Raw genomic sequence first — 10,847 nt, forward strand, 5'->3', positions numbered from 1 at the left:
GGTGGACCTCCGCGGTCGCGGGCCCGCCCAGGCGCGCGGCCGCCAGCGTGTCCGGCAGCCGCGGATCGTGCTCGAAACTGACCCGCTCATAGGCCAGCGTCCCGATCCGGCGCCGACGAATGGCCTTCACCCGCAACGGCTCCGGGTCGGCGTGCGCGCGGTCGATGCCCAGCCCGGCCAGTTCCTCGGCCGCCGGCGCGCAGGCGCTCAGCGGACGCTGCAGCGTCGGCGCGGGCGCCAGCAGCGTCATGCCGGTCAGGGTGAGTTCGTCGAGCATGGCCTCGCCCAGTTGGCGCACGCCGCGCGGTGAGGCGGCGTGCCAGTCGCCCGATTGCCGCAGCGCGTCGACGGAGCGGGGCAGCACCCCGCCCAGCCCACGGACGATCTGCGGGAGGCGTTGCGGCGCTCCTGCCCTGGAGTTCATCACCGCGGTTGGGGAGACGGTGGTTCGATCAGCCGCAGGATCGTCCGGGTCAGGTGCAACGCGGTGATCCGCCAGGTGCCGTCGCGCTTTTCGTAGCTCTCGTGGTAATGCCCGGCGCCGTGCAACTCGCGACCGTCCGCGAAGATCAGCCGGTCCTCCATCGCCCAGATGCCGGTCGCGGTGCTGGCCGAGGTCAGCGCGATCTCCGGGGTGTGGCAGTGGTGCATGGTGGCCGCCTCGCCGATACCGCCCAGCACGACGGGCACAAACGCCTCCAGGCCCTGCAAGGGGGGCGCGGTCTGGCCGTCGGCCCCGCCGGCGGAGACGGCCATGTCGAGTTTGACCACCACATCCGGGCTGAACAGCGCCCGCCACGCGTCGATGTCCTTGGTGTCCAGGAACCGGCAGTAGCGGGCCTTGAGTTGCCGGATCGCTTCTATGTCGGACTCCGCCACGTTCGTCCTCCCACTCGGATAACACTCGTAATAGCTACTGTAAGCTATTCCGTATCCCGGCGGCAGGAGGACGACGCGATGAAGGTTCCGTTTACCTGGAAGGTCACCGGCTGGTTCATGATCGGCTGGTCACCGGAGTTCCCGGTCGGCGAGGTGCGGCCGTTGCGCTATTTCGGCGAGGATCTGGTGGCCTACCGCGACGAGTCCGGGCACCTGCACGTGCTGGAGGCGCACTGCAAACACCTGGGCGCCCACATCGGCCACGGCGGCAAGGTGGTCGGCGACTGCGTGCAGTGCCCGTTTCACGGCTGGCGGTGGGGGCCCGACGGCTGCAACAAATACATCCCCTATCAGCCGGACCGGCCCAACCGGGCGCTGCGGCTGCGCGTCTACCCGGTGGTCGAGCAGTACGACTGCGTCTTCCTGTGGCACCACCCCGACGGCAACGAACCGCAGTGGGAGATGCCGGACATCTTTCGCAAGTTCCCGCAGTTCGAGACCGATCCCGCGGCCTACTACCGGGCGTACCCGGAGTTTTCCCGGCGCGCCGAACGCGAACCGGTGCATCCGCAGATCGTGGCCGAAAACGCCCCCGACAGCGCTCATTTCGAGTACGTGCACCACGCCACGGTGACACCCCGGGTGCTGGACTGGCAGATCGTGGACCACGAATGGCAGTTCGTCGCCGGTTGGCCGGATGCGACCAGCGACAACGCGCACGATCTCGCGTTGAAATTCCACAGTCACTTGTTCGGCCTGGGCGGGGCGATCAGCGTCTTCGAGGGCGCCCAAAACCACCGGCTGATCTTCACCTGCACGCCGGTCGACGACGAGTGCTCGGATTTGTTCTACTCCATCTGGTGGCCCCGCACCCCCGGCGACACCGCCGACGTGCCGTCCGGCAGGCTGCGCGACCTGATCGAAAAGCAGTTCCTGTCCACCGTCTTCGACGATCTGCAGATCTGGCGCTACCAGAAGTACGTGGAACGCCCGCCGCTGTCCAAAACCGACGCGAAAGGCTATATGGCGCTGCGGAAGTGGGCGACCCAGTTTTACGACGTCCCGCCGGTCGACCAGACCGCCGCCTCGGTATGACGCCGCTAGCGGAGCTGGTGGCGCCCGGACACACCGCCGTCGTCACCCAGGAACTGCAAGGCGCGGTCGTCGGCCCCGACGCGGGCCTGCAAGTCCTCGCCGCGGAGGCCCGCCGCGAAGCCCTGCCCAACATCGCTCGGCTGCTGCCGGCGGCCCGCGCCGCCGGGGTGCAGATCGTGCACTGCCTGGTGCAGCGCCGCCCCGACGGCCGAGGCGCCAACCACAACGCGCGGCTGTTCGCCGCCGGGCGCCGCGCTGTGGCGATCGCCCCGGGCAGCCCCGGCGCGGCCCTGCTGCCCGAATTCGGTCCGCAGCCCGATGATGTGGTGCTGCACCGCTGGCACGGGGTGGGCCCGATGGGCGGCACCGACCTGGACCCGATCCTGCGCAACCTGGGCGTGACGACCGTCGTCCCGGTCGGGGTATCCCTGAACGTGGCCATCCCCAACCTGGTGATGGACGCGGTCAATGCGGCCTACCGGGTGGTGCTGCCCCGCGACGCGGTGGCCGGCGTGCCCGCCGCGTACGGCCGGGCCGTCATCGAGCACACCCTGGCGCTGCTGGCCACGGTCACCACCACCGCCGATCTGCTGCACGCATGGCGGCGGTGACCGAGCGCACAACCGTGGGCGGTACGGTTTGCACGACACCGGACCCGATCTGATCTGGAGGCATGATGTCGGACACCGTCGAGGCCGCTGAAGCGCACACGGACACCGCGCAATTCACCGTGCCGGCCGTCGTCGACGCCATCGCGGCCTCGATTCCCGACCGTGAGCTGGTCATCCAGGGCGACCGCCGCTACACCTACGCGCAGATCGTCGACCGGGCCAACCGGCTGGCCGCCTACCTGCACGCCCAGGGGTTGGGGTGCCACACCGAGCGGTCGGCGCTGGCCGGCCACGAGACCGGCCAGGACCTGCTCGGCATCTACGCCTACAACGGCAACGAGTTCGTCGAGACGCTGCTGGCCACCTTCCGGGCCCGGGTGGCCCCGTTCAACGTCAACTACCGCTACGTCAAAAACGAGTTGGCCTACCTGCTGGCCGATTCCGGCGCGACGGCGCTGGTGTACCACGCGGTGTTCGCACCGACGCTGGCCGAGGTGCTGCCCGAGCTTCCGCAGCTCAAGGTGCTGATCCAGATCGCCGACGACTCCGGCAACGCCCTGCTCGACGGCGCGGTGGACTACGAGAGCATCATCGAAGCCACCGCCCCGCAGCCGCCGCCGGTGACCCCGTGCCCCGACGACCTGTACGTGCTATACACCGGCGGCACCACCGGGATGCCCAAGGGGGTGCTGTGGCGTCAGCACGACATCTTCATGACGTCGTTCGGCGGCCGCAACCTGATGACCGGGGAGCCAGTCGGCTCGATCGCCCAGATCGTGGCCGGGGTGCAGGAGAACCCGGGCACCAAGCTGATGATCCTGCCGCCGCTGATCCACGGCGCCGCGCAGTGGGCGGTGATGACCGCGATCAATTCCGGCCAGACGCTGGTGTTCCCGTCGATCGTCGACCATTTCGACGCCGACGACGTGGTGCGCGCGATCGAACGCGAAAAGGTGATGGTGGTGACGGTGGTCGGCGACGCGATGGCCCGCCCGTTGGTGGCCGCGATCAACAACGGGACCGCCGACGTGTCGTCGCTGGCGGTGGTGGCCAACGGCGGCGCGCTGCTGACCCCGTCGGTCAAACAGCAGCTGATCGAGGCGTTGCCCAACGCGATGATCGTCGACGGCGTCGGCTCCTCGGAGACCGGCGCGCAGATGCATCACCTGTCCACTTCCGGGGCGGTGTCCACCGGAAAGTTCGCCGCCGGACCGGATACCTGTGTGGTGGCCGAGGATCTCGGCTCGATCCTGCCGCCGGCGCACGAGGGGCTGGGCTGGCTGGCGCAGCGGGGCTATGTGCCGCTGGGCTACAAGGGGGATGCCGCCAAGACCGCGGCCACCTTCCCGGTGATCGAGGGGGTGCGGCACGCGGTGCCCGGCGACCGGGCCCGGCACCTGCCCGACGGCACCGTCGAGCTGCTGGGCCGCGACTCGGTGACGATCAACTCCGGCGGGGAAAAGATCTTCGCCGAGGAGGTCGAGATGGCGATCGCGTCGCATCCGGCCGTGGTCGACGTGGTGGTCGCCGGCCGGCCCAGCGAGCGTTGGGGTCAGGAGGTGGTCGCGGTGGTGGCGTTGGCCGACGGTGCCGCCGCGGACGCCGCCGCGCTCATCGAGCACGCCGCGACGTCCATCGCCCGCTACAAGCTGCCCAAGGCGGTGGTGTTCCGGGAGGTCATCGTGCGCAGCCCGGCCGGCAAGGCCGACTACCGCTGGGCCCGCGAGCAGGCCATCGAGGGCTAGCCGCATGCGTTATGCGCCGAGCGTGTACTGAGCGCGAGTTTCGGGCCGATTTTTCGGTCTGAGTACACGTTCGGCGCCACACCCGTCTAGCCCCCGCGCAGCCGACGCCGGGTGCGGTTGCGGGCCCGGCGCAGCGTGGCGTCGGCGTAGAGCCGCATCGGGCGGCGAAACGGCGGCGCGGCCGTGCCGGTCAGGCTGAACGGCAGGTCGGAGCCCACCACGGTGCGGTAGTGGCTGAACGCGTCGAAGCCGGCCTTGCCGTGGTAGGCGCCCATGCCGCTGCGGCCGACGCCACCGAACGGGGCCGCCGACGGAATCATCTGGGCGGCGAAGTCATTGCGCGCCACCCCGCCGCTGCGGGTGCGGCGGATGAAGCCGCGGAAATCCTCGTTGTCGGGTCCGTACCAGTACGCCACCAGCGGCGCCGGGCGGGCGTTGATGTAGTCGATGGCCGCGGTCAGGTCGGTGTAGCCCTGCACCACCAGCACCGGGCCGAAGATCTCTTCCTCGGCGATTCGCATCCGCTCGTCGACGTCGCGGACGATGGTGGGCGCGATCTTGCGGGCCCGCCGATCGGGCAACAGTTCTCCTGCCGGAGCGACGGTTTCGACGGTGGCGCCGTGGGACCGGGCGTCGTCGATCAGGCCCAGCACCCGGTCGAAATTCGCCGCGTTCACACTCGAGCAGTAGTCGCCGTTGGTGGCGATGGTGGGAAACATGCCGCGCAGCGTCTCCCGGGCCACCTCGACGAAGGTGTCGATGCGGTCGTGGGGCACCAGCACGTAGTCGGGACACACGCAGACCTGTCCCCCGTTGACCATCCGGGCGGCCGCGATGCGCGCGGCCGCCCGGCGCAGGTCGGCGTCGGGGGCGACGACCACCGGATTCTTCCCGCCGAGCTCCAGCGTCACCGGAACCAGGTTGGCCGCGGCGGCGCCGCCCACCAGCGCGCCCACCGACGGTGAGCCGGTGAAGAACAGGTGGTCGAACGGCAGCGCCGCGAACGTCGCCGCCACCTCGGGTCCGCCGGTGACGACCGCCAGTTCGTCGGCGTCGAAATAGCGCGGCGCCAGGTCGCTCATCAGCCGCGCGGTATGCCCGGTGATCTCGGACATCTTGATCATCACCCGATTGCCCGCCGCGAACGCCGCCGCAGCCGGCAGCACCACCAGGTTCAGCGGGAAGTTCCACGGGCCGATGATGCCGACCACCCCCACCGGGGTGGGCTGCACCTCGGCGCGCAGGCCGGCCAGCCGCGCCGCCCGCATCAGCGCCGTCGACCGCATCCACTGCGCCACATGGGCTCTGGTGTGTTCGATCACCGGGATGATGCCGACCACCTCGGTGAACAGCGACGCCGCCTTGGACCGGGTGCCGAAGTCTTCGGCCATCGCTTCGGTGAAGGCGTCGGTGTTGTCCAGCACCAGGGCCAGCAGCCGGTCGATGCGGCGGCGCCGGGTCGCCGCGCTGGGCGGGCCCTCGTGAAGGAACGCTTGCCGCTGTCGCTGCAGCTGGGCGCGCAGCGCGGCCTGCCGATCGATCCGTTCCTCGGTTGCGCTCATGTCCGTATCACCTTCACGACGGGTTCCGCGGGCCGGATTCGGCGGCCGCTCACCCAGACCGCGGAACCCTCCGGTAAGGCCAACGGTAGCACTGTCAATTTCTCGGCCGGCGGTGATTGTCCGGCCACCCGGAATTGATTACAGTCATCCTTACCGTCGCACATTCGGCATCGCGGGCCAGGAGGGTCGGGCACATGGCGCAGCAGCGCAGGATCGTGGTCGTGGGCGCCGGCCAGGACATCCACGTCGACGGTGGCTACATCACCGCGCTCACCGCCGGACCACCGGTTCAGCCCTGATTCGCCGACCGAGAAAGACGCCATGACCGTAGACAGCCCACCCGTCTCACCGCACCCCTACCACCAGCGCGACATCTCGGCGCCCGAGTTCTGGGACAACGACTTTCGCACTCGGGACGACACGTTCGCGGCGTTACGCGCCGAGACCGGGCTGAGCTGGCATCGTCCGATTCCGGGCATCTTCCCGCATGAGGAGACCGGCTACTGGGCGGCGACCCGGCACGCCGACGTCAAATACATCAGCCAGCACACCGAGTTGTTCGGCTCCAGCCTCGGAGTCAGCGTCGACCCGATGCCGGCCGAGATTCAACGCGGCATCAGCTTCTTTCTGACCATGGATGCCCCCGAGCACACCCGCTACCGGCGGCTGATCAGCGCCGCCTTCACGCCCCGCCAGATTCGGCGCATCGAGAACCAGATCCGCGCCAATGCCCGCGAGGTGGTCGACGGGTTGCTGGCGGACCTCGCCTCCGGTGACCAGATCGACTTCGTGGCAAGCTGTTCGGGCAAACTGCCGATGCGCACCATCTCGGACATGATCGGGATCGATCCCGCCGACCAGGAAGCGGTCGCCTACGCCGCCGAGAGCCTCTTCGCCGGCAGCGACGACGAGTACGCCGCGCTGGAGGACCGCGCCGTCCACCTCATGACGCAACTCGGCGTGCTGACCGGCGCCGGCGTCGAGTTGGCCAAACTGCGCCGCGCGGAGCCGCACGAGGACCTGATGACCGAGATCGTCAACGCGGAGGTCGACGGGCATCGGCTCAGCGACGAGGAGATCGGCGCGTTCATGGTGCTGCTCGGTTCGGCCGGCAACGACACCACCAAACAGGCCACCTCGCATGCCTTCAAGGCGCTCATCGACCGCCCCGAGCAGCGCGTCTGGCTGGCCGCCGACTTCGACAACCGGATCGACGCGGCGGTGGAGGAATTCGTGCGCTGGTCGACGCCGGTCATCGCGTTCGCGCGGCACGCGCTGGTCGACACCGAGGTGGCCGGGACGCCGATCAAGGCCGGGGAGAAGGTGGCGCTGTTCTATTGTTCGGCCAACCGCGACGAGGCGGTGTTCGACCGGCCGCACGACTTCGACATCAGCCGCGCACCCAACCCGCACCACGGCTACGGCGGCGGCGGAGCGCACTTCTGCCTGGGCAATCAGCTGGCCCGGATGGAGCTGCGGCACCTGTTCTACGAGTTGGTGACCCGGGTGCCCGAGGTGACGCTGGGCGAGCCGGAATATGTGCACAGCACCTTCGTGCATGGCATCAAACGGATGCCGGTCAGCCTTGCGTAGCATCGACGGGACCCGCTGAGTCGGGCGCCGGAAGGGGCTGCGTACATGGATCGCTACCGTCGCGGTGATCTGGTCTTCGATGTTCGCGAGGCCGGGCCGGCCGACGGTCCGGTGGTGGTGTTGTTGCACGGCTTCCCGCAGCACCATACCTGTTGGGACGCCGTCATCCCGCGGCTGACCGAGCGCGGCTACCGCTGCCTGGCGCCCGATCAACGCGGCTACTCGCCGGGCGCTCGCCCGACCCGCCGCCGCGATTACCGGCTGGCCGAACTCGTCGAGGACGCCGCCGCGCTGATCGACGCCGCCGGCGCGGCGCGGGTGCACCTGGTCGGCCACGACTGGGGCGCCGCGGTGGCCTGGGGCGTGGCGGCACGGCACCCCAAGCGTCTGGCGACGGTGACACCGCTGTCGGTGCCGCACCCCGGCGCGTTCACCCGGGCGCTGGTGACCAGCCGGCAGGGTCTGGCGTCCTGGTACATGCTGTTCTTCCAGCTGCCCTGGCTGCCCGAGCGGCTTTTCCTCGGCGCGGGCGGTCGGGCCGCTCGGCTGTCCCGGGTTTTGCAGGCCGGCGGCCAGACCCGTGACGCCGCCGAGCGTGACGCGCGGGCCATGACCGAGCCCGGCGCGCTCACCGCCGCCCTGAACTGGTATCGCGCGCTGCCCTTTTCGGATATCCGCGATGTGCGCCAAAGGATCACCGTCCCGACGATGTACCTGTGGAGCGATCACGACCCCGCCCTGGCCGCCGCGGGCGCCCGCGGCTGCGGCCGTTTTGTCAGCGCCGAGTATCGGTTCGAAACCCTGGCCGGCGTGTCGCATTGGCTGATGGACGAGCGGCCGGACACCGTTGCCGACCTGTTGCTCGAGTGGTTCGCCGCCCATCCCGCCTGACTGGGCCGCAATCCCTAGGCGACCAGCCCCACACAGGTCGCCGTGAGCAATCGGGTCAGCGTGGGCTCGAAGTCGACGTTCCATTCCGGTGGAGCGACCGGCTCCGCGTCGAGCGCGTGCGCCACCGCTTCGGATGGGTGGGCGGCTTGCCACAGTGCACCGGCCAGCGCGGTGGCGGCGCTCACCATGTCGACCGCTCCTTGGCGTCCGAGCGCCGGTAAGGCACGCTCGACGGCGTCGGTGAGCGACATCACCGCCGGGTAACAAACCCGCTTGAACTCAACAACTTGCTCGACGTTCACCTCCCGCTCCAAGCGCACGGGAAGACAGGCCAGCAAATCGCAGAAGAGGGGTTCGCCGACCAAGGCGTTGGCTAATGTCGCGGCGAGCCGAGCCGGCGACATCGGACCCGGCGCCCGCAGTTCCGCGCACACCGTGTCCGACCATCGCGTCCAGCTTTCCGCTGCTAAATGCAACAAGATGTCTTGGTGTGAGCTGAAGTACCTGCGCACCGCGGAATGGTGCACGCCAGCGCGCTCAGCCACCGCGGTGAGGGTCACCGACGCCGCCCCGGTTGCCAGCGCGAGCGAACGCGCCGCCTCCATCAAGGTCGCCGCGCGCTGACGCTTGTGCTCCTCGGTGCGGGCACGTTTGAACTGCACCTGCTCCACGACGCCCAGGATAACGCACAACGTGTGCGTTGCGCCGGAAAGCGGCCAACGGTAGCGTCCCGTTACGCACAAGGAGTGCGTTAAACACCGTCGGTAATGCCGACCTCCCGGCGAAGGAGACCGAATGACCGGCGCGCACTCCCCCCACGGGCACCCGCGCGGTTCATTGCTGGGGCGGTGGATCCGGCGACTCGCGGTTCCCATCGTCCTGGGGTGGTTGGCGATCGCGTTCGTCGTGAACACCGCCGCGCCCCAGTTGGAAGAGGTGGGGCAGCAAAACGCGGTCTCGTTGAGCCCCGCCAGCGCCCCGTCGATGCAGGCGATGAAGACCATGGGCCGGGTATTCGGCGAGTCCGACTCCGACAACGTCGCGATGATCGTGTTGGAGGGCGACCGCCCACTCGGGTCGCAGGCACACGATTACTACGACGGGCTGATGCAGAGCTTGCGCGCCGACACCCGTCACGTCCAGCACGTGCAGGATTTCTGGGGCGATCCGCTCACCGAGTCGGGGGCGCAAAGCAAAGACGGTAAGGCCGCCTACGTTCAGGTGAATCTCGCCGGCAATATGGGCGAGACGCTGGCGACCCAATCGATCGACGCGGTCCGCCACGTCGTCGCCGAGACGCCACCACCGGCCGGCCTCAAGGTCTATGTCACCGGCTCGGGGGCGCTGCAGTCCGATATGCAGCATGCCGGGGACAGCAGCATGGTGAAGATCACCCTGGTCACCTTCGCGGTGATCACCATCATGCTGCTGGTGTTCTACCGTTCGCTCGCCACGGTGCTGCTGCTGTTGGCGATGGTGGGCGTCCAGTTGGCGGCGGCGCGTGGCGTCGTCGCGCTGCTCGGCCACCACCACATCGTCGGGCTCTCCACGTTCGCGACCAACCTGCTGACCTCGCTGGCGATCGCGGCCGGAACCGACTACGCCATCTTCCTTTTCGGCCGCTATCAAGAGGCACGCCAGGCCGGCGAAGACCGAGAATCCGCGTACTACACCATGTTCCACGGGACCGCCCACGTGATCCTGGGTTCGGGCCTGACCATCGCCGGCGCGACCTACTGCCTGAGCTTCACCCGGATGCCCTACTTCCAATCGCTGGGCGTGCCCTGTGCGGTGGGGATGCTGGTCGCGGTGGCGGTCGCGCTGACGCTGGGGCCCGCCGTCGTCGCCGTCGGCAGCCGGTTCGGGCTCGTCGAACCCAAGCGTGCGATGCGGATTCGGGCCTGGCGGCGGATCGGCACCACGATCGTCCGGTGGCCGGGGCCCGTCCTGGCCGCGTCGATGGCCATCGCGATCGTCGGGCTGGCGGCCCTGCCGGGCTACCGGACCAGCTACGACGACCGCAAATACATCCCGCAAGACATTCCGGCCAACCAAGGGTTTGCGGCCGCCGATCGGCACTTCAATCAATCCCGGATGAACCCGGAGCTGCTGCTCATCCAGGCCGACCACGACATGCGCAACCCGGCGGACTTCCTGGTCATCGACAAGGTGGCCAAGGCGGTCTTCCGGGTGAAGGGCATCGCCCGGGTGCAGGCGATCACCCGACCGCAGGGCACCCCGATCGAACACACCTCGATCCCATTTCAGATCAGCATGCAGGGCGTGGGCCAGCTGCAGAACATGAAGCTGATGAAGGACCGCATGGCCGACATGAAGATCCAGGCCGAGGAAATGGGCAAGACCGTCCAGACCATGAAGCACATGTATGCGTTGATGACCGAGCTGTCCGGCATCACCCACGACATGGTCGGTGAAATGCACGAGTTGCAGGGCACCATCCACGAGATGCG

At 68.9% G+C, this 10,847-nt stretch carries 9 protein-coding genes and 1 pseudogene; 6 read left to right on the forward strand and 4 right to left on the reverse strand.

Going from position 1 to position 10,847, the window contains the following annotated elements:
- Together BKN37_RS23015 and BKN37_RS23020 are read right to left on the reverse strand one after the other, a co-directional pair.
- Positions 1–424: pseudogene (locus tag BKN37_RS23015) on the reverse strand (alpha/beta hydrolase); the annotation flags it as partial.
- Positions 424–879 carry a nuclear transport factor 2 family protein gene (locus BKN37_RS23020; protein ID WP_071029259.1) on the reverse strand — a complete coding sequence of 152 codons (456 nt, stop codon included), beginning with the start codon at positions 877–879 and terminating at the stop codon, positions 424–426. The gene BKN37_RS23020 and the pseudogene BKN37_RS23015, both read right to left, overlap by 1 nt.
- A 78-nt stretch (positions 880–957) precedes the next feature.
- On the opposite strand from BKN37_RS23020, the gene BKN37_RS23025 reads away from it, so the two are divergent.
- The 3 genes from BKN37_RS23025 (at position 958) to BKN37_RS23035 (ending at position 4,330) form a co-directional block, all read left to right on the forward strand.
- Positions 958–1,974: a Rieske 2Fe-2S domain-containing protein gene (locus tag BKN37_RS23025; protein WP_071029260.1), complete on the forward strand. Its 1,017-nt coding sequence runs from the start codon at positions 958–960 to the stop codon at positions 1,972–1,974.
- A complete protein-coding gene (locus BKN37_RS23030) occupies positions 1,971–2,585 on the forward strand; it encodes an isochorismatase family protein (protein ID WP_071029261.1) in 615 nt (204 codons plus the stop codon). Before BKN37_RS23025 ends, BKN37_RS23030 begins: the two co-directional genes overlap by 4 nt.
- Before the next feature lie 62 nt (positions 2,586–2,647).
- The gene (locus BKN37_RS23035; protein WP_423212830.1) at positions 2,648–4,330 is read left to right on the forward strand and encodes an acyl-CoA synthetase; all 1,683 of its coding nucleotides are present in this window, start codon (positions 2,648–2,650) and stop codon (positions 4,328–4,330) included.
- Positions 4,331–4,416: 86 nt separating this feature from the next.
- Here the strand turns inward: BKN37_RS23035 and BKN37_RS23040 are convergent, their stop codons facing one another.
- Positions 4,417–5,892: an aldehyde dehydrogenase family protein gene (locus BKN37_RS23040; RefSeq protein ID WP_071029262.1), complete on the reverse strand. Its 1,476-nt coding sequence runs from the start codon at positions 5,890–5,892 to the stop codon at positions 4,417–4,419.
- A gap of 321 nt (positions 5,893–6,213) precedes the next feature.
- On the opposite strand from BKN37_RS23040, the gene BKN37_RS23045 reads away from it, so the two are divergent.
- A complete protein-coding gene (locus tag BKN37_RS23045; RefSeq protein WP_071029263.1) occupies positions 6,214–7,485 on the forward strand; it encodes a cytochrome P450 in 1,272 nt (423 codons plus the stop codon).
- A gap of 45 nt (positions 7,486–7,530) precedes the next feature.
- Entirely contained in the window at positions 7,531–8,376 is an 846-nt protein-coding gene (locus BKN37_RS23050; protein WP_071029264.1) for an alpha/beta fold hydrolase, read from the forward strand.
- 14 nt (positions 8,377–8,390) lie between these two features.
- On the opposite strand, the gene BKN37_RS23055 is transcribed toward BKN37_RS23050, so the two are convergent.
- On the reverse strand, positions 8,391–9,047 hold the full coding sequence (locus tag BKN37_RS23055; protein ID WP_071029265.1) for a TetR/AcrR family transcriptional regulator: 657 nt from the start codon (positions 9,045–9,047) through the stop codon (positions 8,391–8,393).
- A gap of 124 nt (positions 9,048–9,171) precedes the next feature.
- Between BKN37_RS23055 and BKN37_RS23060 the strand changes: the two genes are divergently transcribed.
- Positions 9,172–10,847, forward strand: a 1,676-nt coding sequence (locus BKN37_RS23060) for an MMPL/RND family transporter (protein ID WP_131823677.1), incomplete at its 3' end; no start/stop codon positions are given.

The sequence above is a fragment of the Mycobacterium talmoniae genome (assembly GCF_001854525.1).
GTDB lineage: Bacteria > Actinomycetota > Actinomycetes > Mycobacteriales > Mycobacteriaceae > Mycobacterium > Mycobacterium talmoniae.